Source organism: Blautia stercoris, assembly GCF_054657695.1.
The window spans coordinates 1,996,833-2,021,975 of sequence record NZ_BAAHYF010000001.1; the positions used below are offsets into that span (position 1 = coordinate 1,996,833).

The following is a 25,143-nucleotide window of genomic DNA, read 5'->3' on the forward strand; positions in this document are numbered from 1 at the left end:
TTTCTTTTAAAATTATTACTTAAATTTGTTTTTACCTACGGATTGGTTTGGTTTTCAATTTTTGACTCTGGTAAAAACAAAAAAGGCACTCTGAACTTTTGTAGTTCAAAGCGCCTTTGCTTTATGCCATGTAGTATTGCACGGAAAAAGAAATTTGTCAATCACTTTTTTTAAAAAAATTTTTTCAAAAAAAAAATTCAAAAAAGGGATTTACAAATAAAAAAAAATGAGCTATAGTATTTGCATAATTTTCGGAGTTCCAAGAACTTCCCGAAAACGACTGATAACTTACATAATGAATAGAAAACGACAAAGGCGTCGAATTTCCATAGTATTTTCTATGGGAGTTTCGACGCCTTTTTTGATTTCACGGTAATCCCATGAAATTATCTTATTTATCAGACTCAGGACCGCATAACCTGTTTCTGATAATGAAACAACAGCAGGAGGAAAATGTGATGGCAGTAAAATATGTATTTGTTACAGGTGGTGTTGTTTCCGGTCTCGGAAAAGGAATCACCGCCGCATCTTTAGGACGCTTATTAAAAGCCAGAGGCTATCAGGTCACCATGCAGAAGTTTGACCCTTACATTAATGTAGATCCAGGTACAATGAATCCCATCCAGCATGGTGAAGTATTCGTCACAGACGACGGTACAGAAACTGACCTTGACCTTGGACATTATGAACGCTTTATTGATGAAAGCCTTGATAAAAATTCCAATGTTACAACCGGTAAAATTTACTGGTCCGTTCTTCAAAAAGAACGACATGGGGATTACGGCGGAGGGACTGTTCAGGTTATCCCTCATATTACAAATGAAATTAAAAGCCGTTTCTACCGTGCAAAATTTCCTGATGAAGAGCGAATCGCTATTATCGAAGTTGGCGGTACGGTAGGTGATATCGAAAGTCAGCCATTCTTAGAAGCAATCAGACAATTTCAGCATGATGTCGGACATGAAAATGCTATCTTAATTCATGTTACTCTGATTCCTTATTTAAAGGCATCCGGAGAATTAAAAACAAAACCGACACAGGCAAGTGTAAAAGAGCTTCAGGGAATGGGACTTCAGCCGGACATTTTAGTCTGCCGTTCCGAACATCCAATTGGTCAGGATATTAAAGATAAAATCGCTTTATTCTGTAACGTACCGCAAAGCCACGTATTACAGAATCTTGATGTAGAATATTTATATGAAGCACCTCTTGCCATGGAAAAAGAAAATCTGGCACAGGTTGTATGCGAATCACTAAAACTTCCTTGTCCACAACCGGATTTGGATGACTGGAAATCAATGGTAAACGATTTAAGACATCCTCAGACAGAAGTAGACATTGCAATTGTCGGAAAATACATTCAGCTTCATGACGCTTACTTAAGTGTAGTGGAAGCCTTAAAACACGGCGGTATCGCAAATCATGCCAATGTCCACATCCACTGGATTGATTCCGAACATCTTACCATAGAAAATTATGAGGAATCTTTAAAAGGACTCGACGGAATCCTTGTTCCCGGAGGTTTTGGAACCAGAGGAACCGAAGGAAAAATTCTTGCCGTTCAGTATGCAAGAGAACACAAAATTCCATTCCTCGGTATCTGTCTTGGTATGCAAGTTGCAATTATTGAATTTGCAAGAAATGTCCTCGGATATCACGATGCAAACAGCATTGAATTAAATCCGGACACCCTTCATCCAGTCATTGCTCTTATGCCGGAACAGGACGGAATTGAAGACTTAGGCGGAACCTTAAGACTTGGTTCTTATCCTTGTAAATTAAAAGAAGGAACAAAATCCTACGAATTATATGGAAAACAGGATATCGCCGAGCGTCACAGACACCGCTATGAAGTAAATAATGACTATCGTAAACAGCTTGAAGAAAATGGAATGAGTCTTGTCGGACTTTCTCCGGACGGACGAATTGTAGAGATGATTGAAATTACCGAGCATCCATTCTTCGTCGGTACTCAGGGTCATCCAGAATTAAAATCAAGACCGAATCATGCACATCCGCTATTTAAAGGACTGGTGCAGGCGGCTGCCACATATAAAAAGGAAAGAGGTCAATCAATATGAGAGAACAAGGTTTATATCGACAGCAATTTGAACATGATAACTGCGGTATCGGTGCAGTTGTAAACAGCAAAGGTATCAAAAGCCACAAAACTGTTGAAAATGCATTAAAAATCGTAGAGAGCTTAGAGCACAGAGCCGGTAAAGATGCAGAAGGAAAAACCGGTGATGGTGTTGGTATCCTGCTTCAGATTTCACATAAATTCTTTTCCAAAGCCTGCAAAAAAGAGGGTATCAAAATCGGTGGAGAAAGAGAATACGGTATTGCCGTTCTCTTCCTGCCACAGGATGAATTAAAATGCAATCAGGCGAAAAAGATGTTTGAAATCATCGTAGAAAAAGAAGGTCTGGAATTTTTAGGATTCCGTGATGTTCCGGTATGTCCGGAGGTACTTGGACACAAAGCACTCGAAAAAATGCCACATATCGTTCAGGCATTTATCCAGAAACCTGATGATGTAGAAAAAGGACTTCCATTTGACAGACGCCTCTACATCGCACGCCGTGTATTTGAACAGAGTAATGACAACACTTACGTTGCTTCCATGTCAAGCCGTACCATCGTTTACAAAGGTATGTTCCTTGTTGGACAGCTTCGTACATTCTTTAAAGATTTACAGGATGCAGATTATGAATCTGCTATCGCAATGGTTCACTCCCGTTTCAGTACCAACACAAACCCAAGCTGGGAACGTGCTCATCCGAACCGTTTTATGGTACATAACGGTGAAATCAACACCATTCGTGGAAATGCCGATAAGATGCTCGCACGTGAAGAAACCATGGCTTCTGACTATCTAAAAGGACAGCTTCATAAAGTACTTCCGGTTGTTGATACCAGAGGTTCTGACTCCGCAATGCTTGACAACACTCTTGAATTTTTAGTTATGAATGGTATGGATTTACCACTTGCCGTTATGATTTGTATTCCTGAACCATGGGCAAACAATCAGACCTTAACTCAGGAAAAACGTGATTTCTATCAGTACTATGCAACTATGATGGAGCCTTGGGACGGTCCTGCTTCTATCCTGTTCTCTGACGGTGATGTTATGGGAGCTGTACTTGACAGAAATGGTCTTCGTCCATCCCGTTACTATATCACAAAGAGCGGTGACGTTATCCTTTCTTCAGAAGTTGGCGTTATGCCGGTTCCTGAAGAGGACATCGTATTAAAAGAACGTCTGCATCCAGGAAAAATCCTTTTAGTTGATACTGTAAAAGGGGAAATCGTAGACGATGATACCTTAAAAGAAAGATATGCAACCAAACAGCCTTATGGTGAATGGCTGGACAGCAATCTGGTCGAATTAAAGAGCTTAAAAATTCCAAACGTGCGTGTTGAGGATTATGAAGGTACGGAACTGACAAAAATGCAGCAGGCATTTGGCTACACTTACGAAGAATACCGTCAGTCCATTTATAACATGGCATTAAATGGTTCAGAAGGAATCGCTGCAATGGGTACAGATACTCCACTTGCCGTTCTTTCAGAAAAACATCAGCCATTATTTAACTATTTTAAACAGCTTTTTGCACAGGTTACCAACCCGCCTATCGATGCAATCCGTGAAGAAATTGTAACCAGCACAACCGTTTATGTAGGAAAAGATGGAAACCTGCTTCACGAACAGCCTGAAAACTGCCAGGTATTAAAAGTCAACAACCCAATTTTGACCAACACAGATATGCTGAAAATCAAACACATGAATGTAAAAGGATTTAAAGTGGCTGTCGTTCCGATTACCTATTATAAGAGCGCACCGCTTGACCGTGCAATTGACCGCCTTTTTGTAGAAGTTGACAAAGCTTATAAAGATGGAGCAAACATCTTAGTGCTCTCTGACCGCGGGGTCGATGAAAACCACATGCCGATTCCATCTCTGTTAGCTGTATCCGCAGTTCATCAGTACCTTGTAAAAACAAAGAAAAGAACCTCTCTTGCCATCATCCTTGAATCCGGTGAACCAAGAGAAGTCCACCACTTTGCCACCCTGCTTGGTTATGGTGCATGTGCCGTAAACCCTTACCTTGCACAGGATACAATCCAGGAATTAATCGACAATAACTTATTAAATAAAGATTACTACGCTGCCGTAAATGATTACAATTCCGCAATCCTTCACGGTATCGTAAAAATTGCTTCTAAAATGGGTATTTCTACTATCCAGTCCTATCAGGGTTCTAAGATTTTTGAAGCAATCGGTATTTCCGCCGATGTCATTGAAAAATATTTCACCGGTACTGTAAGCCGTGTCGGTGGTATTACCTTAAAAGATATTGAAAAAGATGTTGATGCCCGTCACTCCAAAGCATTTGACCCACTTGGACTTACCACAAATCTTCAGCTCGACAGTCTTGGTATGCACAAAGCAAAAAGTGAAGGCGAAAAACATCGTTACAATCCACAGACCATTCATGCATTACAGCAGGCAACCAAACGTGGAGATTATAACCTATTCAAACAGTACACCAGCATGGTTGATAAAGAACAGAGTGGTTATCTGAGAAGTTTGATGGATTTCAATTTTGCTGAAAATCCTATCTCGATTGAGGAAGTAGAAAGTGTAGATGAAATCGTAAAACACTTTAAAACCGGTGCAATGTCTTACGGTTCTATTTCTCAGGAAGCTCATGAAACACTTGCAATCGCAATGAACATGCTTCACGGAAAATCAAATACCGGTGAAGGTGGAGAAAGTGATGAGCGTCTTGACAGTGCCGGAAGCAAAGTAGACCGTTGTTCTGCAATCAAACAGGTTGCATCCGGACGTTTCGGTGTTACCAGCCGTTACTTAGTCAGTGCAAAAGAAATTCAGATTAAAATGGCACAGGGAGCAAAACCTGGTGAAGGCGGACACTTACCTGCTAAGAAAGTTTATCCTTGGATTGCAAAAACCAGACATTCAACCCCAGGTGTCAGCTTAATTTCTCCGCCACCGCACCACGACATCTACTCCATCGAAGATTTGGCAGAGTTAATCTACGACCTGAAAAATGCAAACAAAAATGCCCGTATTTCCGTAAAACTGGTTTCTGAAGCCGGTGTCGGTACCGTCGCAGCCGGTGTTGCAAAAGCCGGTGCACAGGTTATCCTGATTTCCGGTTATGACGGTGGTACAGGTGCTGCTCCGCAGAGTTCTATCCACAATGCCGGACTTCCATGGGAACTCGGTCTTGCTGAAACCCATCAGACTCTGCTTATGAACGGACTTCGTAACCGTGTCATGATTGAGACCGATGGTAAATTAATGAGCGGACGTGACGTTGCAATCGCAGCTTTACTTGGTGCAGAAGAATTCGGTTTTGCTACTGCTCCGCTTGTAACAATGGGATGCGTTATGATGAGAGTCTGCAACTTAGATACCTGTCCAGTTGGTGTTGCTACTCAGAATCCGGAACTTAGAAAACGTTTCCGTGGAAAACCGGAATATGTTGTAAACTTCATGCGCTTTATTGCCGAGGAACTGCGTGAATACATGGCAAAACTTGGAATCCGTACACTCGATGAGATGGTCGGAAGAACAGACCTCTTAAAAGTAAAAGAACATCCAGAAAGCCCGATGGCATCTAAGATTGATTTAAGTGCAATCTTAAATAATCCATTCGCCAAAGAAGGACAGAAAGTAACCTTCGACCCGGCTCAGGTTTATGACTTCAAACTGGAAGAGACAAAAGATGAAAAAATTCTTCTGAAAAAACTTCAGAAATCCATCGAAAAAGGTGAAAAAGCCTCTATCGATGTAGAAGTTACCAATACAGACCGTGCATTTGCTACCATCCTTGGCGCAGAAATTACAAGACATCATAAAGACGGACTGCCAGATGATACCATCACCATCAACTGTAATGGAGCCGGCGGACAAAGTTTCGCAGCCTTCGTTCCAAAAGGACTCACTTTAACTCTCTGCGGTGACTGCAACGATTACATGGGTAAAGGTCTCTCCGGTGGTAAGATTGTACTTTATCCTCCGAAGAAAAGAAATTATAAAGCAGATGAAAACATTATTACCGGTAACGTTGCTCTCTATGGTGCAACAAGCGGTACTGCTTATATCTGTGGTGTAGCCGGTGAACGTTTTGCAGTTCGTAACTCCGGTGCTTACGCAGTTGTTGAAGGTGTCGGCGAACATGGATGTGAATACATGACAGGTGGACGTGTGGTTGTCCTTGGCAAAACCGGCAAGAACTTTGCAGCTGGTATGAGCGGTGGTGTCGCTTATGTACTTGATGATAAAAATGAATTGTATAAAAACCTGAATAAATCTATGATTTCTATTGAAAAAGTAGAATTAAAATCTGATATTCAGGAACTTCATAACATGATTGCAGCTCATGTTGCTGCTACCGGTTCTGAAAAAGGTCAGGAAGTACTCGACAACTTCCAGGAATATCTGCCGAAATTCAAAAAGATTATTCCGGATGACTACAAAAAAATGATTACTATGGCTACCAAACTGGAAGAAATGGGCATGTCACCAGAAGAAGCACAGTTAGAAGCCTTCAATGAAAACTTTCAGAAAGGAGCAGAATAATCATGGGAAAACCAACAGGATTTTTAGAATATAAAAGAGAGACAGCAAAAGTCGAAGCACCAAAAGACCGAATTAAACACTTTAACGAATTTCGTACCCCTTTAAAAAAAGAGGAACAACAGAAACAGGGCGCACGCTGCATGGAATGTGGCGTTCCGTTCTGCCAGGCCGGTACAATGATTGCCGGAATGGCTTCCGGATGTCCGCTTCACAATTTAGTTCCGGAATTAAATGATTTAGTTTATCACGGAAACTGGGAACAAGCTTATACCCGTTTAACCAAAACCCATTGTTTCCCTGAATTTACCTGCAGAGTATGCCCTGCCCTTTGTGAGGCAGCCTGCACCTGTAATCTGGATTCCCAACCGGTTTCCACAAAGGAAAATGAACGTGCCATTATTGAAACTGCTTATGCAAACGGATGGGTGACTCCAAGGATTCCAAAAGTTCGTACCGGCAAAAAAGTTGCCGTTGTAGGAAGCGGTCCGTCCGGTCTTGCAACTGCCATGCAGTTAAACCGTCGCGGACATCAGGTTACTGTTTTTGAAAGAAAAGACAGAATCGGCGGTCTGCTCCGCTATGGAATCCCGAACATGAAGCTTGATAAATCTGTGATTGACAGACGTATCAAACTCATGGAAGAAGAAGGAGTTGTCTTTAAGACAGGTGTAGATGTCGGAAAAGACATCACTGCAAAAGAACTCCAAAAAGATTTTGACCGCATTGTTTTATGCTGTGGTGCTTCTAATCCAAGAGACATTAAAGTTCCGGGACGTGAAGCCAACAATATTTTCTTTGCAGTTGACTACCTCTCTTCTATTACAAAGAGCCTTTTAGATTCCAATTTCAAAGATAAAAACTTTGTTTCTGCAAAAGGAAAACACGTCGTTGTAATCGGTGGCGGTGATACCGGAAATGACTGTGTCGGAACTGCAATTCGTCTTGGTGCAAAATCTGTCACACAGCTTGAGATGATGCCAAAAGCACCAGATGAAAGAACAGAAATGAATCCATGGCCGGAATGGCCTCGTATCTGCAAGACAGATTACGGCCAGGAAGAAGCTATCGCAGTCTTTGGACATGACCCACGTATCTATCAGACCACAGTAACCGAATTTATCAAAGACGACAAAGGTAACGTACAAAAAGCAAAACTTGTAAAGCTTGAACCGAAAAAAGATGAAAAGACAGGACGTATGAATATGGTTCCGGTCGAAGGCAGTGAAACCATCATAGAAGCTCAGCTTGTATTAATCGCAGCCGGTTTCCTTGGAAGCCAGAAATACGTAACCGATGCATTTAAAGTGGACTTAACTCCACGAACCAATGTTGCAACAAAACCTGACCAGTATGAAACTTCTGTTCCTGGCGTATTTACCGCAGGAGATATGCACAGAGGACAGTCTCTGGTCGTATGGGCAATCCGTGAAGGACGAAAAGCTGCTGAGGCAGTGGACGCTTCCCTGATGGGTTACTCGAACTTATAAAACTTAAACCTCTAATCCATATACAAAAACCTCTTAAATTTAAAAGAGCGGGGACTCACCTAAAATCCAAGTCTCCGCTCTTTTTATTTTTTCTAATTTCTCCCTATTTATTCACAATTTTAATCAGCCTCATAATGTTATCCATTGTGACTTCCATATATTCTTTACTCTTATATCGGATTACTGAAAAATCTCTTGCTACCCGATTCGTTGAAAAGACTGCCGAAATCCCCATATCATAAGCATCTTCTACTTCTTCTGCATCTCCTGTCACAACCACAACCGGAACGTCTTGTCTCTTAGCCCGTTTTCCGACTCCAATTACCACTTTTCCACGAAGGCTCTGGCTGTCCATTTTTCCTTCACCGGTGAAAATCAAATCTGCACCCTGGATTAATTCATCAAATTTTACAATATCAAGTACGGTTTCAATTCCCATCTGAAGCTTTGAATCAAAGAAAGCAACCATACCGGCTCCCATTGCACCTGCTGCTCCGCCTCCATGGATATTCGAAATATCTCTTCCGATTTCTGTCTGTATCCGCTCTGCAAATTTTCTTAAATTTGCATCCAGCCGCTGCACCATTTCATCATCCGCACCTTTTTGCGGTCCGAAAATATAAGCTGCCCCCGATTTTCCATACATTGGATTATCAATATCGCACATCGTGATAATCTGTGCACTCTTAATTCGCTCATCCATATTTTCCATCGAAATTTTTGCAACTTTTCCAAGTGTTCCGCCTGTCGGAATCAATTTCTCTCCATCTTTATCAAAAAATTCAACTCCAACTGCCGCCGCCGCTCCTGCACCAGCATCATTTGTACACGAACCGCCAAGCCCAACTACTATCTTCTTACAACCATGCTCCACAGCATCAAGCATCAGCTGACCGACACCATACGTCGTTGTCACTTCTGGATTTTGACGATTCTCCACAAGCGGAAGTCCTGCACATGCTGCCATCTCAATCACCGCTGTCTTATCCGGCAAAATCCCATAAAATGCTTCCATATCCTCCATGTAAGGATTCTTAACGATAACCTTTCTCTTTTCTCCACCTGCAGCAGTCAGAAAACAGTTTACACTGCCCTCTCCTCCATCAGCAACCGGAATTTTAACAACCTCACACTCCGGAAAGTGTTTCTTCACATTCTGCTCCATAATGTCACAAATCTGCGCAGAAGATAATGTTCCTTTAAATGAATCGGGGATTAAAACTACTTTCTTCAATTCAATCACCTCCTTGATTTATTGGGTACATTATACCATTTTTATAGGTTTGATAAAAGATTTCCGTATACTTTCTATCGCATTTTTGTGTCTTACAGATAATTTTTTTCAATAAGTTTTTTTTCATTGACACCATTGGTAATTGTTGGTAGCATTGTATTACCATTGTTAGAATATACTAACTTTTGTTTTATCAGATGTGCTAATTATTATAGTGAAAGGGGGACTATCTTTAATCGTATTAGCAGCCATTCTAACATTAGAAAAATCAAATATTTACAAGGAGAGAGATATGAAAAAAATATGGAAAAAAATTGCGTCCCTGCTCTTATCTTTACTGATTTGTCTGTCTACGACATACTCACCTGTTTTAGCGGCAGGAGATAAAGCAGCACCAACCGCAGTGACCGAATGCTCTGTCACCGGATTTATGACCGAAATCTTAACGCTTGGCTTTGAAGATACGGGCTGGATGAATGCAATTAATAATGTCGTTGTAAATGATACGACTTATACAAAGGGAACCATTAACAGCTGGGGGTCAAACGGAAACCTCTGGGAAGTCGGAAGTGTGACTGGTGCTTACGGAAGCTACACAGCCCTGAAAATCGTAAATCCTTCTACTTATCCTGCAGCTATTAAAATTTCTGCAGACGGATATCAGGATTTAAACCTTCAGGTAACAAAAAATACTTCTTCTTATCCTTATGTTTATACTGCAACTGTTGTAGCACCTACTGAAAAAACCTATTCTGCTACTGCATCCGAAACCGAAAACGGAAATGTACAGCTTAGCGCAACAAAAGAAATCAAAAAAGGCACTACTGTTACCGTAACACCTGCACCAGCTGAAAACTATGAACTTGATACCATTAAAGTTACAGGTATAACAACCGGAACTGAAGTTGCCCTTCAGAATACAGACGGTGTTTATACTTTTATCATGCCGGAAGAAGATGTAACTGTATCAGCTTCTTTTAAAAAAATAAAACCTGCTGAACCGGTAAAAATCGAACTGGACCAGTTAAGCATTGCAACTGATTTCTTCGGAACAAACTGGAAGCTTTCTTTCCAAAATGCAGATAACTATGCTACATCCGTTACCGACGTAAAAGTAAATGGAGAATCCTGGGAAAACTCTTCTTTTAAACCATCTGCCGGTGGTAAATACTATAAAGATACCGATAATAATGTTTTGGTTTTCTCCGCAAAAGATTTCAGTACAAATCCTGAAATCCCTGTTTTAAAAAGCGGTGATGTTATCACACTTACTGCTGATGGATATCAGGAACTGACTTTCAAATTTGTAATTGATACAAATGGAAATGCCTCTTTAGTTGCTGATGACGGACAGGGCGACCCTTATGAACTTCACGTAAAACTGGAAGGCTCTTTTGAATCAGCCATCATTGGTCAGCAGAACTATGACAGCGTATCAAGCGCAAGTGTTGGTGGCGCTACCAGCAGCAAAAACAGTTCTGCAAAAGTTTACGGTGCCATCACAGCAAAAGGGACTGAACCAACAGACGCAGACTGGGAAGAACTTGACCATTCTTCAAAAATCAACCTAAACGGAAGCAAATGCAGTGTCAGCATTGTTCCGAATACAGAAAAAGGAACTCCTGCCGACAGCGACAGTGGCATGAGCGGAGTTTACATGACCCTCAGCAGTGACTTGACATTAAACGGTACTCCAAAAGATGCCGGTGCTTATCTTATTTCCGTATCTATAACAGATACCCAGGGAAGAACCGCTGTCAGCAACTCCTTACCATTTAATGTTTACACAGGCGAAGAAACTTTAGCAGACCGTCTGACTACCGACAATTTAAAACAGTATGGAAATGGTCTTTATGCATGGGATATCATGGAACCATGGGCAATCAAAAACTTCGGAAGCAATGTAGAAGGCGAAGAAAACAGCGTTCGTGTTCCAAAAGATTTAGAAGCATGGTTTGGTTCCCATCAAAGTGGTACTTATGGTTATCTTGGATACGACCTTCCATGGAAACAGGTAAAATCCGGAGACATTCCACAGACCCTTTACATTCCGGCTGGATGCAATCTGACTATGACAAGTATGGAAATCCTCAGCAGTGTCCGCATCGTAGTAGAATCCGGCGGTAAGCTGACTCTTTCCGATTCTGTTGTTCAGGGAATCATCGACGTACAGAACGGCGGTACATTCTCTATGAACTATGATTCTTACAGTCAAGAATTTACTACAGGCGCTTCTCTTTGTGGACAGCTTCGCCTGCAGGATGGTGCTATCCTTGAAAATGCATCTATTTACTCTCACATTAACTATCTTGCAAACGGCGACTTAACAGACCGCAGCAGTTCTGAAGCAGTCGTTGTAGCAAATGGAAATGTAACTGTAAAAGGTCAGGTATTTATTGCCGGGGATGAAGCAGGAAGTGACCTTGGACAGACTGCCCTTCTCGTAAAAGACGGAACTGTAAATCTTGAAGATAATGCCGTACTCGTTACTTATGGTGGTGGTGGAAACGTACTTCTCTATGCAGAAGGCGGTTCTGCTATTGAATTAGACAACGGTAACATCACAGGAAATGGAAAAGTTATTGCTATCGGTGGCGACGTACTCTGGGGCAACGGCGGAAATGCAGTCATTGGAAACGGAATGATTACAACTTCCGAAGCTTTCCTTCAGGGAGCTACCTCTCGTACTTCCAAAAACGCAACACCGGGAAATGCCATTTCCGGAAATGTAAAGGTTACAAGTGCAAGCCGTCATATTGAAAATGGTACACAGATTGGTAATGATGTCAATAATGACCCACTTGAAGAATTATACTGGACTACAGGTGTTGAAACTACACCTCCATTAGATAAGTTCATAACAAATGCTGTAACAAATACCTTCACTGTAGCAGACATTGAAAATCAGACTTATACCGGTGAAGAACTTACCCCTTCTGTAATGGTACAGGATGGAGAAACTGTTTTAACAGAAGGAACGGATTATTTCATTACTTACAAAAACGAAGATGGAACAGAATCCGATGGTAAATTTACAAACGCAGACACTTACACTGTAGTAGTTACCGGTATTGGAAATTACTACGGAACCGTAGAAAAAACATTTACGATTACGCCAAAAGAACTTACTTTTGATGTTGCTTTAGATTCCGATTCTGCTTCTTATGATGGAACAGCTAAAACACCGGCTCTGACTGTAAAAGATGGAAAAACTGTTTTAACAGAAGGTGTTGATTACACTGCTTCCTGCATCTACGGAGATGATTCTGAAGCAAAAAATTTTGCTGATACAGAATTTATCAACGCTGGAAGCTACAGGTTAACTGTTACAGGTATCGGCAACTACGCTGGTTCCTCTGCCGAAATTGTTTTCACTATTACAGACAAAAAGAATGATGACAATAAAAATGACGACAATAAAAATGATGGTGATGACGACAACAAGAACGATAATATCAACAACGGCGATAACGACAACAAGAACGATAATACCAATAACGGTAACGATAATAAAAACAACAGCAACAATGCAAATAACAGCACTACAGACAAAACGAACGGTACCACCAAAACAACAGGCAGTACAACAAATACTTCAACCAATGGAAAAACAACAGCCTCTACAGGCAAAACTTCCACAACCGGAACAAGTACTTCTGCCACTACTTCTCCAAAAACAGGAGATGATACAAACGTTATGATTTGGATTGCACTCTTAGCTGTCTCATGCACAACTTTAACAGGAACAAAACTGCTGAAGAAAAAAAGCAAATAATACAGGTAAATAATTAATCAAAAGCTTCCTTTAGCAAAACTTAAAAAGGACGTTCTATCTTAAAATAAAAAATTCAATAGATAGGATGTCCTTTTTATTTTATCCCCATTGTTCTGACAAGGGTAAAGCGGTAAAGCGGACATTCGCAATCCGCTTTGCTACTTGCTTATCTGCGTTCAAAAAGCCATGCCAGGGTTGACTTTTTGAATTGGTTAGTATAAAATCATTTATATGTGTCAATTATTATGCTTCATTAGCAAAAAAAATCTGTAGATTGACAGCTCAAAAAAGAGTTGATAATCTTATATATGGCCGAAGGGAAAAATCCCAGAAACCCAGTAAAATCAAGGGTTTGCGGCATGTGTCGTCATAGCTCAGCTGGATAGAGCACTCGCCTCCTAAGCGAGGGGTCGGAGGTTCAAATCCTCTTGGCGACGGGCTTCAAAGCGTTCGAAAATGTTAGCTGGATTAGCTGACAACGAACGCTTTTGTTATTTTCAAATCACGTTCGTGACACAAAATTCCATTCAAAATGATCAATTTCCAGCTAACGCAATCCGATTTTTGTTAGCTGACAGCTAATCAAAATTACCGGTTTGCAAACATGGGTTTTAAGAAGTCCAGCTAACATTTGGGTTCCGCTCCGTTGTCACCCCTTATTCGGGGATGTAAATCAGAGAAAAGGCGGGAAAAGAAACAATCTCTCCCAAACCTGCAAACATGAATTAGCTGAAACAGTATTCAATTCTATTAGCTACAGCTAATGGTCAAACAGCAATGTCTGTTTGGAACTTTACTATCTATAAAAGTTCCAGGCAGGCATTTTTTATTTCCTGAATCCTGTAGGAAAGGAGTCAAGATGACTGAGCCAAACAGACAATCAGGAGAAAGCGAAGAAAGAATCATAGAAATTGAGATTGAGCGTCTTCGTCCGTTCAAAGAGCACCCGTTTCAGGTAAAAGATGATAAGGAAATGTTTCTTTTGCAGGAAAGCATTGAGAAGTATGGAATTTTAAATCCGCTAATCGTCAGACCAGTACCGGATGGATACTATGAGATCATATCCGGCCACAGAAGAAAACATGCTGCGGAGAAACTGGGATACCGAAAAGTGCCGGTGATTATCCGGGTATTAAGTGAAGATGATTCCATTTTAAGCATGGTAGATTCTAATCTTCACAGAGAACGGATCAGCTACAGTGAAAAAGCTTTTGCTTACAAATTGAAGAATGACGTATTAAAAAGAAAAAGTGGTCGAAAAAAGAGCCAAGTTGACCACAAAACACCAAGAAAGCGGGCGATAGAGATTATCAGCGAAGATTGTGGTGATAGCCCAAAACAAGTGCAGCGTTATATCTCACTGACAAAACTGATACCGGAAATGCTGCAGAAACTGGATGATGAGATTATTTCTTTTTGTCCGGCTGTAGAGATAGCTGCATTAAGTGAAAAAGAGCAAAAGGAACTGCTTGTAGCAATGGAGTATGCACAGGCAATCCCGTCACTCTCACAGGCCCAGAGGATCCGGCAACTGAGTAAAGAAAAGCAGTTGTCACTGGAAAAGATGGAAGAAATCATGTGTGAGGTTAAAAAGGGTGAAATCACAAGAGTGGCTTTCACAAACGAACAGCTACATAAGTATTTTCCGAATTCCTATACACCGGCAATGATGAAACGGGAAATATTGACACTACTAAAATTATGGAAAAAAGAATCATGGGAAAGTTAAAGGAGGAAGCAATCATGTGTAAAGTTATATCCGTAGTAAACCAGAAAGGTGGCGTCGGAAAGACCACCACAACCGTAAATGTAGGCATTGGACTGGCAAGAGAAGGTAAGAAAGTGTTGCTGATCGACGCGGATCCACAGGGAAGTTTAACCGCAAGTCTTGGATATGAGGAACCGGATGTTCTTCGCATCACACTGGCAACGATCATGATGGATGTCATCAACGAAGAAGAAATCTCTTTGGAAGATGGGATCTTACATCACCAGGAAAATGTAGATCTTCTCCCGGCAAATATTGAGCTTTCCGCACTGGAAGTAACGATGGGAAATGTTATGAGCAGAGAAATGATCATGAAAGAATATATCGATGCGATAAGATGCCGATACGATTATATCCTGATTGACTGTATGCCGAGCCTTGGTATGATGACAATCAATGCACTGGTCTCTTCCGATTCCGTGCTGATACCTGTGCAAGCCGCATATCTGCCGGTGAAAGGACTTCAGCAGCTGATCAAGACCATTCTTACAGTAAAGAAAAGACTGAACCGGAAACTGGCGATTGAAGGCATTCTGTTGACTATGGTTGACTTCAGAACCAATTACGCAAGGGACATTGCATCAAGAGTACATACAACCTACGGAAGTCAGATCGAGGTATTTGAAAATGTAATTCCGATGTCTGTAAAAGCTGCTGAGACCAGTGCAGAGGGAAAAAGCATCTACATGCACTGCCTGAAAGGAAAGGTTGCAGAAGCATATATGAACTTAACACAGGAGGTTTTGAAGAATGAAAAATAGAAGTGGCGAAAAGATTAAACTGGCAAGTATTGATGAACTGCTTGGTGTGGTAAATGAAGAGTCAGCAATGGAGATAGAGATCAGTAAGATCCATCCGTTTAAAAATCATCCCTTCAAGGTGCTGGATGATGAAAAGATGCAGGACCTGGTTGAAAGTGTAAAGATCAATGGTGTGCTGACACCGGTACTGCTTCGCATGGATGAAAATGAAGAATATGAAATGGTATCCGGTCACAGAAGAATGCATGCAGCACAGCTTGCAGGACTGACGACAATTCCGGCAATCGTAAGAGAATTATCAGATGATGATGCCATTGTGGCTATGGTGGACGCTAACATTCAGCGAGAGGAATTGTTGCCGAGTGAGAAAGCCTTTGCTTATAAGATGAAACTTGAGGCAATGAAAAGAAAAGCTGGTAGACCCAGTAAAGGAAATACGGGACAAATTGTCCCGAATTTAACCACAGATATAATTGGTGAAACGGAGGGAATAAGTGGTCGTCAGGTAAAAAGATTTATCCGCCTGACAGAGTTAATTCCGGAACTGCTTGATCTGGTAGATAACAAAAAGCTTCAGTTCACGGTTGCTGTTGATATCTCCTATATCGATAAGGAAGTACAGGAATGGATTTACGAATATATCAGCGACACTGGATTTATCAAGCCCAAACAGATTGCAACACTTAGAAATCAACTGAATGATGGGCCAATCAATCAGATTCAGATGTTATCAATTTTCAATAACTGTGTGATGGCAAAGAAAGTATCCCGGTCTCTCACTTTCTCAGAAAAGAAACTGACAAAGTACTTTCCGGATGATTATACAGACAAAGATATGGAGCAGGTGATTGAATCATTATTAGAAAAATGGATGCATGAACAGTCCTGTTAAGGATAGAAAAAGTTAAGAAAACAAAGTCAAAGAAGTTTAAAAAGAGGACTTCTTAGCAGAAAACGAAAGGAGGCAGTTATGGAGAAAAAAATGACATTTAATTATTTTTACGGTACCGAAGCTGATCAGTTCAGCTTCTACCGCATACCAAAAGCATTATTTACAGACAGTTACTTTAAAGACTTATCAAGCGATGCTAAAATTTTATATGGACTGATGTTGGATCGAATGTCTCTTTCCATCAAGAATCAGTGGTTTGACGACAAAAACAGAGCATATATCTACTTTTCCATCGAAGATATCATGGAATTACTGAACTGTGGCAGAAATAAAGCCATCAAATCCATGAGAGAACTGGATGACGAAACAGGGATTGGCCTGATTGAGAAACGCAGACAGGGATTTGGAAAGGTGAACGTCATCTACGTGAAAACCTTTATGCCTGAGAAAACAGATGAGAAAAAATTTGAAGAGGAATTAAAGAAGTTTAAAAAACAAACTTCTGTGGAAAATGAGGAACCCGCAGAAGTTTACAATTCAAACTTCATGAAGTCCCAAAATCAAACTTCTAGAAGTCCCGAAAACAAACTTCAAGAAGTTTACATTTCAAACCCTAATAATACTAATCTTAGTGATACTGAAATGAATGATAATAAATCTAATCATATCATATCTGTGGATGAGAAAAGATTTGATAGCGATAATCGTTCTGAGGATTATCAGGCTTATGAAAACCTTGTCAAAGAGACCATTGATTATGAATCACTGGAAGTAACCCATCATGACGATATGCGACAGGTAGATGAAATCGTGAACCTGATCGTAGAAACTGTGATGTGTAAAAATGACAAGATCTTGATTGCCAGCAACTGGTATCCGGCATCACTGGTGAAGAAAAAATTTCTGATGCTGACCTATTCACATATCGAGTATGTCTTACACTGTATGAGTGGTAACACCACAAAGGTGAAGAACATCAAGAAATATTTATTAGCAGCTTTGTTTAATGCACCGTCAACGATGAACGGGTATTATCAGGCAGAGGTGAACCATGATATGCCAGGACTGGTAAGATAGGAGGTGCACATGTTTATTTTAAAACTTGCTGGGAAGATATTATTACTGCCGGTATGGCTGATCCTTTTTGTGATTGGCCTGGCAGTGAAGATGACAGTACAGACGTATGCGGTTGTCAGAGGGATCCTTGGGTTTATATTCACTTTGTTGATTATAGCGACTGCATACTGTTACCATGACTGGGTACAGGTTGCATTTCTGTTTTCGCTGAGTGTAATTCTGTATCTGATCCTGTTTGCAGGAGTGTTCGTAGATACTGTACTGGACATGACAAGAGAACGTATTATTGATTTTATTATATCGTGAGGAGAATATGAAAATGAGCAAAAACAATGATTATATTCAGCTACCGCCACTTAAAAAAGACACACCAGCCGATGTGGTAGCATTTATGTGGGAGTACATGAAAGTACCGGAGGATTCAAGAGAAAAAGTTAAGAATCTGCTTAAAGATGCAAATGAAAATGGAGTAAAAATAAGTCATCAGGCACCAACACTGTATGATGTTGTCCCAAAAGAAGAAATTGCTGAATTTGAAGAGCTTATGCGCAAAACCATAGCTGACATTGTATCAGAAGCCAGTAGCGTTGCCTGTTGGGTGTATGTGCAGAAATATGTGAAGCACAAAACCCTAAACGAAATGCTGCAAGAATTGCCAGACGTAGGTCAATTCATCCTAGCTATGGATACCTGGTTTGAAAAACTGATGGAGAAATAATCTAGGAAAATAGTTTAAAGTTTACATGTTATGATCATGTATGAAGTTGGAACAAAATAAAAGATTGTGCTATACTATTGTTCAAGAAAAAACTCATTGACATATTTCAATCTGTTTAGGAGGATAAACGATCATGTGTACAGCAGCAACTTATAAAACAAAAGATTTTTACTTTGGACGAACCCTCGATTATGAATTCTCTTATGGTGATCAGATAGTAATTACACCACGTAATTATGCGTTTAATTTTCGCCATGTTGGCGATATGAAAAATCATTATGCAATTATTGGAATGGCTCATGTTGCAGAGGATTATCCTTTGTATTATGATGCTATGAATGAAAAAGGAGTGGCAATGGCAGGACTGAATTTTGTAGGAAATGCTGTTTATGCAACGATTAAGCCAGATGTGGAAAATATTGCACAGTTTGAATTTATTCCGTGGATTTTAAGTCAGTGTTCTTCTTTAGTTGAAGTTCGCGAGCTTCTTGAACGAATTAATATTGTTAATACTCCTTTCAGCGAGCAATTGCCATTAGCACAATTACACTGGATCATTTCTGATGAGAATGAGTCAATTACGGTAGAATCTATGTCAGATGGTTTGCATATTTATGACAATCCAGTAGGAGTGCTTACGAATAATCCGCCATTTCCACAGCAGATGTTTCAACTAAATAATTATATGTATTTATCTCCTAAACAGCCCAGAAATACTTTCTGCGAAAATTTGGCTCTTGATGCATATAGTAGAGGTATGGGAGGATTAGGTCTTCCGGGAGATCTCTCATCTTCCTCACGCTTTGTACGTGTAGCTTTTACAAAGGTAAATGCAATTTCAGGTGAATCAGAGGAAGAAAGCGTTAGCCAATTCTTCCACATTCTCGGATCTGTGGATCAGCAACGAGGATGTTGCGAAGTAGCGGATGGAAAATATGAAATCACATTGTATACGTCGTGTTGTAATGTTACAAAAGGTATTTATTATTACAATACTTATGAAAACCATCAGATCAGTGCAGTAGATATGCATGTAGAAAATCTGGATAGTGATAAAATGATTTGTTATCCAGTAATTCAAGGAGAACGAATCAACTATCAAAATAAATAATGTTTTGAAATCAGGGATGAGGTAGAAAGGAAAGTTCCATGACAAAAGATGAAGTAAAAAAACTCAGGATGAACAGTCCGGAATCACTACAGTTTTTAAATAATGCTACAAAATTTTATAATTTAATGATGATGTATCGTTGTGCTATTCGGGAGATACAAACTAAACTTGAGGTTTTGGATGATGAATTTTCAGTTGAGAACAATCGAAATCCTATTTCTTTTATAAAAACAAGGATTAAGAAGCCCAATAGTATTTACAATAAATTGCAGAAAATGGGACATGATTTTACAACAGAAAATATACAGACATATTTAAATGATGTAGCAGGCGTTCGAATAGTTTGTGCGTTTATTGACGATATTTATATGATATCAGATTTGATTACCCAACAGGATGATATTAAAGTTATTGAAATAAAAGATTATATAAAAAATCCAAAACCAAATGGTTATCGAAGCTATCATATGATTGTTGAAATACCAGTATTTTTTGCTAAGGGTAAAACACCTATGCGTGTAGAATTACAGATCCGAACCAATGGTATGGATTTCTGGGCAACATTGGAACATCAACTTCGCTATAAAAAAGGAATTGAAGAAATGCCTGGTTATGATGAGATAAGTGAAGAATTACTTCATTCTGCAAGAGCTATCATTGAAGCGGATGATGAAATGCAGAGAATAAAAGACAAAATTGGTATGTTTCATGAAATTTAGGCAGAAAACTGAGCAAGTAGGAAGGTGGAATATATATGAAGCAAGATACTTTAGAGGGCAAAGCAAAAACAAAAAATGGGGTAAAACGGCTGTGTTTTTCCATAGTCTGCATTCTTCTGGAAGTAATTTTTATTATTACTATCGTAACACGCTTGAATGAATATGCAGAAATTATAAATTTATTTACAAGGATTTTGAGTGGAATCTTGGTTTTGGGATTGTACGCATCAGATAAGACCTCTTCTATGAAAATGCCTTGGGTCATCTTAATTCTAATCTTCCCAATTATGGGTGTAGGCCTGTATTTGTTGATTGGTTTGAATGGTGGCACACATAAAATGCGTGAGAGATATGCAGAAATTGATAGCAAATTGTTACCAATGCTTCCAGACAGTCAGGCGTGTTTGAGCAAAATAAAAGAAACAATTCCGAAAGCAGGAAATATAGCAAGTTACATACAAAGAAATTCGCAGTATCCAATCTATCAGAATACGGATATTGTGTATTTTGATGAAGCAGTGAAAGGATTAGAGGCACAGCTTAAGGATTTGGAGAAAGCACAGAAGTTTATCTTTATGGAATATCATGCGATAGAAGACGCTGAAGCATGGCATAAGATTCAAGATGTTCTGGAAGAGCGAGTAAAAGCAGGTGTGGAAGTTAGAGTATTCTACGATGATATGGGTTCTATAGGCTTTATTAACACAGATTTTGTGAAAAAGATGGAGGCAATAGGAATTCATTGCCGTGTATTCAATCCGTTTATGCCAGGTTTAAATCTGTTTTTGAACAATCGTGATCATAGAAAAATAACAGTTATTGATGGAAAAGTCGGATTTACAGGTGGATATAATCTAGCAAACGAATATTTTAATTACACACACCCGTATGGACAGTGGAAAGATACAGGTATTCGTTTAGAAGGAGATGCTGTTCAGTCGCTTACGGTGACATTCTTGGAAATGTGGAATGCAGTAAGTGATAAGGATGCTAATGATTCTGATTTTAGTAAATACCTTTTCCACTATGATTATGCGGCACAGCAAACTGGGTTTGTTCAACCTTATGCAGACAGCCCTATGGATAATGAGCAAGTAGGAGAAGAAGTTTATATCAGTATGATAAATAAAGCTGAAAAATATTGTTGGTTTATGACTCCATATCTAATCATAACAGATGAAATGACGCATGCGTTATGTCTGGCTGCTAAGCGAGGGGTAGACGTAAGAATTATCACACCTGGTATCCCTGATAAAAAATTCATTTATAATATAACTCGTTCTTTTTATCATGGATTAGTTAAACATGGTGTTCGTGTTTATGAGTGGACTCCTGGTTTCTGTCATGCAAAAATGAGTGTGGCAGATGACTGTATGGCAACTTGTGGAACAATTAATCTGGATTATCGAAGTTTATATCACCATTTTGAAAACGGCTGTTTTATTGCAGATTGTCAGGCAGTTGTGGAAATAAAAAATGATTTGATAAGAACGATGGAAGAATGTCGTGATGTGACAGACCAATATCAAACCGGACGAAGTGCATATTTGCGACTGGGACAATTATTTATGAGATTATTTGCTGGATTGCTATAAGAATCTGATGAAACGACCTTTCAAAAAACAGTTGATTTAGAAGTTAACTGTTTTTGAAAGGCCGTTTTTGCTATATCTAACAGTCTGTTGTACAAAGAAGATTTTGCATGGATGAAAAAAACAAACCTTGTTGAGGTTAAATTGAGATTGACTTTGTATTGTATAAGTATGAAATAAAAAGGAATCAGGTGATGTACAATGAAAAAGCATAAAATATGTAAAATCCTTCTTGTTATACTGGCAATTTTTTTATGTGTGGCTTTTTATGAATTGCTCGGAATCTGCGTTGCATATAAAAAGCAGCCGGAAGTGTCCAATACAACCAAAAAAGAAACAAAAAATGGGTCATGGAACGAATGCAGTGAGAATATGGAACGAGCAGTGATCATAGAAAAAAATCCAGAAGCACTTTTACAAAGAGTGCGTTTGATCCGAAATGCAAAAGAAGACATTATTCTTTCTACTTTTGCATTTCAATCCGATGAAAGTGGAAAATTGATTTTAGGAGCACTGCATGATGCGGCAGACAGAGGTGTACATATTCGTCTGTTAGTAGATGGAATGGAGAGCTGGATTGATATGGAAGGAAATCCGTATTTCTATGGATTATCTTCCCATGAGAATGTTGAAATTAAACTGTATAATAAGGCCAATCCGTTGAAACCGTGGAAAATGATGGGTAGAATGCATGATAAATATTTGATTGCAGATGGAAAGAGATATATTCTTGGGGGAAGAAATACATACAATTATTTCCTGGGTGATTTTCCGGGACATAAGAACTATGACAGAGACGTGTTAGTGGTTTGCGATGAACCTGAGAAGGAAAATTCAGTTAATCAGTTGTCAGAGTATTTTGAAACCATATGGAATCAGGAAGACAGTGGTTATTTTCATAACAATAAAAAACTGGCAAATAGAAAATCTGTAAAGAACGCAGTTTTAGAGCTGCAGAACGGCTATCAGAAATATTTTGAAGAGAATAAGGAAAGAATCTGCGAGACCGATTATACGGACGAAACTTTTGAGACAGAAAAGATTACATTAGTGTCAAATCCTATTCACACAGCTCCCAAGGAACCAGTAGTCTGGTATCAACTGGGAGAACTAATGAAAAATGCAAAAGAGCGCGTGAAAATTCATACACCATATATTATCTGCAATGATATGATGTATAATACATGGAAAGAGATTGCGGAGAGAGTTCCGGATTTTTCTATCATGACCAATTCGGTTGCCAACAATGGAAATCCGTTTGGTTCTGCTGATTATGCGAGAAACAGAAACAGAATTTTAAATACAGGAATTGATATCTGGGAGTATGAAGGCGGCTATTCTTACCACGGAAAAAGCATCCTGATTGATGATGATCTATCCGTAATCGGTTCCTTTAACATGGATATGAGAAGCACGTATCTGGATACGGAACTGATGCTTGTAATTCGCAGTAAAGATATTAATAAACAGTTGGAAGAGGGCATGATGGAATATGAAAAAGTGTCCCGCCAGATATTAGAAGGCGGAACTTATAATGATCCATATCATGTAGAGCCAATTGAATTAACAAAGAAACGTCAGAGAAAAATATTTTTGGTACAGCATCTGCTTGGATGGGCAAGGTATCTGTTTTAATAAGGAGGAAGGAAAACGTGTTTCAAATATTGATTGTAGAAGATGATAAAGAATTAAGCCAGCTATTCCAAAAAGTGCTTGAGAAGAATGGATATCAAGTCAAAAATGCATCGGATGGAGCACAGGCATTAGAAGTATTGGATAAGGAATATATTGATCTGATCATTTCTGATATTATGATGCCGGTTATGGATGGCTATGAACTGGTGTCAGAACTTCGTTCAGCAGGATATCAGATACCAGTGCTTATGATCACTGCGAAAGGTTCCTTTGATGATATGCGCCAGGGATTTCTTTCGGGAAGTGACGATTATATGGTAAAACCGGTAAATGTGAATGAAATGGTTTTAAGAGTCGGAGCACTGCTTCGCCGTGCACAGATACTGAATGAACACAAAATTGTGATCGGTTTAACAGAGTTTGATTATGATGCAATGACGGTTACAACTGATAAGGAAAGTCTTGTTTTGCCTAAAAAAGAATTCCTGCTTTTATATAAGCTTGCAGCTTCGCCAGGCAGAACATTTACAAAACAACAGTTGATGGATGAAGTATGGGGATACGAGACGGAGGTAGACCCACATACAATAGAGGTACATATAGGAAGAATCAGAGAGCGTTTTAAAGATAACCCGGATTTTGAAATCGTAACAATGCGTGGAATTGGATACAAGGTGGTAAAAAGATAATGGAACAAAAGAAAAAAAAAGGATTGCGGATCCGATCCTGTCTGACTGGTGCAATCTGGCTGGCACTTGTATTTTCAACAGTCCTATCTGCTTTATTATTTGCTTTTTTGAATCATTTTTTTAATCTGCCGGGCGGCATACCTGTGCTTGGCTGGCTTTTGATTTTCAATACATTGATTGCAGGGCTGATCACTTCCTTTATCAATGCAAAGTTACTGGAACCAATTACCAGACTTAGTAAAGCAATGAAGGAAGTTTCTCAGGGAGATTTTGAACAGCATTTGGAAACGAACAGCCGTATAGCAGAAGTTGGAGAATCTTATCAAAGTTTTAACGTTATGACAAAAGAACTTCGTGCAACAGAGGTGCTGCAGATGGATTTTGTATCTAATGTTTCTCATGAGTTTAAGACCCCGATTAATGCCATTGAAGGATATACAATGCTGCTTCAGGGAGAAGAACTGTCTCCGGATCAAGAGGAATATGTAGAAAAAATCTTATTTAACACCCAAAGACTTTCCGGATTGGTTGGTAATATTTTGCTGTTATCCAAGTTAGAGAATCAGAATATACCAATGAAAAAAACAGAATATCGTCTGGATGAACAGATCCGCCAGGCATTTCTTTCATTGGAAACAAAATGGACAGAAAAAGAAATTGGTTTCCAGGTAGAGCTGGAGGAAGTTAAATATACTGGGAATGAAGGACTTTTTATGCATATATGGATGAATCTTTTAGATAATGCGATTAAATTCAGTCCTGCAAAGGGGACAATTATGATGTTTCTGAAGCAGGAAAAGGATTCTGTAATGTTTATTCTGGAAGATGAAGGACCGGGAATAGAGGATGATGTGAAAACCAGAATATTTGATAAATTTTATCAGGCAGACGGTTCTCACAAAGCAGAAGGAAATGGTCTCGGCCTTGCACTTGTGAAACGGATCGTAGATAGTGCTGGCGGGACAATCAAGGCAGAAAACCGGGAATATGGTGGATGCAGATTTGTTGTAGAGCTTCCAATACAGAAAGATGAGGCCATATAAGTTTAAGAAAAACAGATAGAGGAGGAATT

At 39.5% G+C, this 25,143-nt stretch carries 17 protein-coding genes and 1 tRNA gene; 17 read left to right on the forward strand and 1 reads right to left on the reverse strand.

Going from position 1 to position 25,143, the window contains the following annotated elements; genetic code table 11:
* The first annotated feature begins 458 nt into the window (after positions 1-458).
* The 3 genes from pyrG to ACYQ2D_RS09620 are packed head-to-tail and all read left to right on the forward strand — an operon-like array spanning position 459 to position 8,100.
* Positions 459-2,081 (forward strand): CTP synthase, encoded by a 1,623-nt coding sequence (gene pyrG / locus ACYQ2D_RS09610; RefSeq protein ID WP_459785268.1) that lies wholly within the window; start codon positions 459-461, stop codon positions 2,079-2,081.
* Positions 2,078-6,613, forward strand: a complete 4,536-nt coding sequence (gene gltB / locus ACYQ2D_RS09615) for a glutamate synthase large subunit (RefSeq protein WP_459785269.1) — start codon at positions 2,078-2,080, stop codon at positions 6,611-6,613. The genes pyrG and gltB overlap by 4 nt, the downstream gene beginning before the upstream one ends.
* Before the next feature lie 2 nt (positions 6,614-6,615).
* Complete coding sequence (locus ACYQ2D_RS09620; protein WP_187558756.1) at positions 6,616-8,100, forward strand: glutamate synthase subunit beta; 1,485 nt, start codon at positions 6,616-6,618, stop codon at positions 8,098-8,100.
* A 103-nt stretch (positions 8,101-8,203) separates the two neighbouring features.
* On the opposite strand, the gene ACYQ2D_RS09625 is transcribed toward ACYQ2D_RS09620, so the two are convergent.
* Complete coding sequence (locus ACYQ2D_RS09625) at positions 8,204-9,334, reverse strand: glycerate kinase family protein (RefSeq protein WP_118701196.1); 1,131 nt, start codon at positions 9,332-9,334, stop codon at positions 8,204-8,206.
* Positions 9,335-9,626: 292 nt separating this feature from the next.
* Here ACYQ2D_RS09625 and ACYQ2D_RS09630 point away from each other — a divergent pair, with 292 nt between their 5' ends.
* From ACYQ2D_RS09630 to ACYQ2D_RS09695, 14 genes are all read left to right on the forward strand, one after another.
* Complete coding sequence (locus ACYQ2D_RS09630) at positions 9,627-13,109, forward strand: InlB B-repeat-containing protein (protein WP_459785270.1); 3,483 nt, start codon at positions 9,627-9,629, stop codon at positions 13,107-13,109.
* A gap of 363 nt (positions 13,110-13,472) precedes the next feature.
* Positions 13,473-13,546, forward strand: a tRNA-Arg gene (locus tag ACYQ2D_RS09635).
* A gap of 326 nt (positions 13,547-13,872) precedes the next feature.
* Complete coding sequence (locus ACYQ2D_RS09640; protein WP_459785271.1) at positions 13,873-14,838, forward strand: ParB/RepB/Spo0J family partition protein; 966 nt, start codon at positions 13,873-13,875, stop codon at positions 14,836-14,838.
* A 14-nt stretch (positions 14,839-14,852) separates the two neighbouring features.
* Positions 14,853-15,638: a ParA family protein gene (locus ACYQ2D_RS09645; RefSeq protein ID WP_459785272.1), complete on the forward strand. Its 786-nt coding sequence runs from the start codon at positions 14,853-14,855 to the stop codon at positions 15,636-15,638.
* Positions 15,628-16,530 (forward strand): ParB/RepB/Spo0J family partition protein, encoded by a 903-nt coding sequence (locus ACYQ2D_RS09650; protein ID WP_187558749.1) that lies wholly within the window; start codon positions 15,628-15,630, stop codon positions 16,528-16,530. Before ACYQ2D_RS09645 ends, ACYQ2D_RS09650 begins: the two co-directional genes overlap by 11 nt.
* Before the next feature lie 78 nt (positions 16,531-16,608).
* Positions 16,609-17,607 carry a DUF6017 domain-containing protein gene (locus ACYQ2D_RS09655; protein ID WP_459785274.1) on the forward strand — a complete coding sequence of 333 codons (999 nt, stop codon included), beginning with the start codon at positions 16,609-16,611 and terminating at the stop codon, positions 17,605-17,607.
* Positions 17,608-17,616: 9 nt separating this feature from the next.
* On the forward strand, positions 17,617-17,913 hold the full coding sequence (locus ACYQ2D_RS09660; RefSeq protein ID WP_005334864.1) for a hypothetical protein: 297 nt from the start codon (positions 17,617-17,619) through the stop codon (positions 17,911-17,913).
* A 7-nt stretch (positions 17,914-17,920) separates the two neighbouring features.
* On the forward strand, positions 17,921-18,325 hold the full coding sequence (locus ACYQ2D_RS09665) for a hypothetical protein (RefSeq protein ID WP_459785275.1): 405 nt from the start codon (positions 17,921-17,923) through the stop codon (positions 18,323-18,325).
* A gap of 133 nt (positions 18,326-18,458) precedes the next feature.
* A complete protein-coding gene (bsh, locus tag ACYQ2D_RS09670; protein ID WP_117457063.1) occupies positions 18,459-19,436 on the forward strand; it encodes a choloylglycine hydrolase in 978 nt (325 codons plus the stop codon).
* Positions 19,437-19,474: 38 nt separating this feature from the next.
* Positions 19,475-20,155, forward strand: coding sequence for a GTP pyrophosphokinase (locus ACYQ2D_RS09675; RefSeq protein ID WP_117457062.1), 681 nt, complete (start codon positions 19,475-19,477; stop codon positions 20,153-20,155).
* Between the two features lie 35 nt (positions 20,156-20,190).
* Positions 20,191-21,750, forward strand: a complete 1,560-nt coding sequence (gene cls, locus ACYQ2D_RS09680) for a cardiolipin synthase (RefSeq protein ID WP_459785276.1) — start codon at positions 20,191-20,193, stop codon at positions 21,748-21,750.
* A 198-nt stretch (positions 21,751-21,948) separates the two neighbouring features.
* Positions 21,949-23,382, forward strand: coding sequence for a phospholipase D family protein (locus ACYQ2D_RS09685; protein WP_459785278.1), 1,434 nt, complete (start codon positions 21,949-21,951; stop codon positions 23,380-23,382).
* Positions 23,361-24,071: a response regulator transcription factor gene (locus ACYQ2D_RS09690; protein WP_459785280.1), complete on the forward strand. Its 711-nt coding sequence runs from the start codon at positions 23,361-23,363 to the stop codon at positions 24,069-24,071. The genes ACYQ2D_RS09685 and ACYQ2D_RS09690 overlap by 22 nt, the downstream gene beginning before the upstream one ends.
* On the forward strand, positions 24,071-25,114 hold the full coding sequence (locus ACYQ2D_RS09695; protein ID WP_117457058.1) for a HAMP domain-containing sensor histidine kinase: 1,044 nt from the start codon (positions 24,071-24,073) through the stop codon (positions 25,112-25,114). Before ACYQ2D_RS09690 ends, ACYQ2D_RS09695 begins: the two co-directional genes overlap by 1 nt.
* Positions 25,115-25,143 lie beyond the last annotated feature (29 nt).

Coding starts and splice junctions, on each gene's coding strand:
- pyrG (WP_459785268.1), top strand. CDS start 459: ATGGCAGTAAAATATGTATTTGTTACAGGTGGTGTTGTTTCCGGTCTC.
- gltB (WP_459785269.1), top strand. CDS start 2,078: ATGAGAGAACAAGGTTTATATCGACAGCAATTTGAACATGATAACTGC.
- ACYQ2D_RS09620 (WP_187558756.1), top strand. CDS start 6,616: ATGGGAAAACCAACAGGATTTTTAGAATATAAAAGAGAGACAGCAAAA.
- ACYQ2D_RS09630 (WP_459785270.1), top strand. CDS start 9,627: ATGAAAAAAATATGGAAAAAAATTGCGTCCCTGCTCTTATCTTTACTG.
- ACYQ2D_RS09640 (WP_459785271.1), top strand. CDS start 13,873: ATGGTCAAACAGCAATGTCTGTTTGGAACTTTACTATCTATAAAAGTT.
- ACYQ2D_RS09645 (WP_459785272.1), top strand. CDS start 14,853: ATGTGTAAAGTTATATCCGTAGTAAACCAGAAAGGTGGCGTCGGAAAG.
- ACYQ2D_RS09650 (WP_187558749.1), top strand. CDS start 15,628: ATGAAAAATAGAAGTGGCGAAAAGATTAAACTGGCAAGTATTGATGAA.
- ACYQ2D_RS09655 (WP_459785274.1), top strand. CDS start 16,609: ATGGAGAAAAAAATGACATTTAATTATTTTTACGGTACCGAAGCTGAT.
- ACYQ2D_RS09660 (WP_005334864.1), top strand. CDS start 17,617: ATGTTTATTTTAAAACTTGCTGGGAAGATATTATTACTGCCGGTATGG.
- ACYQ2D_RS09665 (WP_459785275.1), top strand. CDS start 17,921: ATGAAAATGAGCAAAAACAATGATTATATTCAGCTACCGCCACTTAAA.
- bsh (WP_117457063.1), top strand. CDS start 18,459: ATGTGTACAGCAGCAACTTATAAAACAAAAGATTTTTACTTTGGACGA.
- ACYQ2D_RS09675 (WP_117457062.1), top strand. CDS start 19,475: ATGACAAAAGATGAAGTAAAAAAACTCAGGATGAACAGTCCGGAATCA.
- cls (WP_459785276.1), top strand. CDS start 20,191: ATGAAGCAAGATACTTTAGAGGGCAAAGCAAAAACAAAAAATGGGGTA.
- ACYQ2D_RS09685 (WP_459785278.1), top strand. CDS start 21,949: ATGAAAAAGCATAAAATATGTAAAATCCTTCTTGTTATACTGGCAATT.
- ACYQ2D_RS09690 (WP_459785280.1), top strand. CDS start 23,361: ATGGGCAAGGTATCTGTTTTAATAAGGAGGAAGGAAAACGTGTTTCAA.
- ACYQ2D_RS09695 (WP_117457058.1), top strand. CDS start 24,071: ATGGAACAAAAGAAAAAAAAAGGATTGCGGATCCGATCCTGTCTGACT.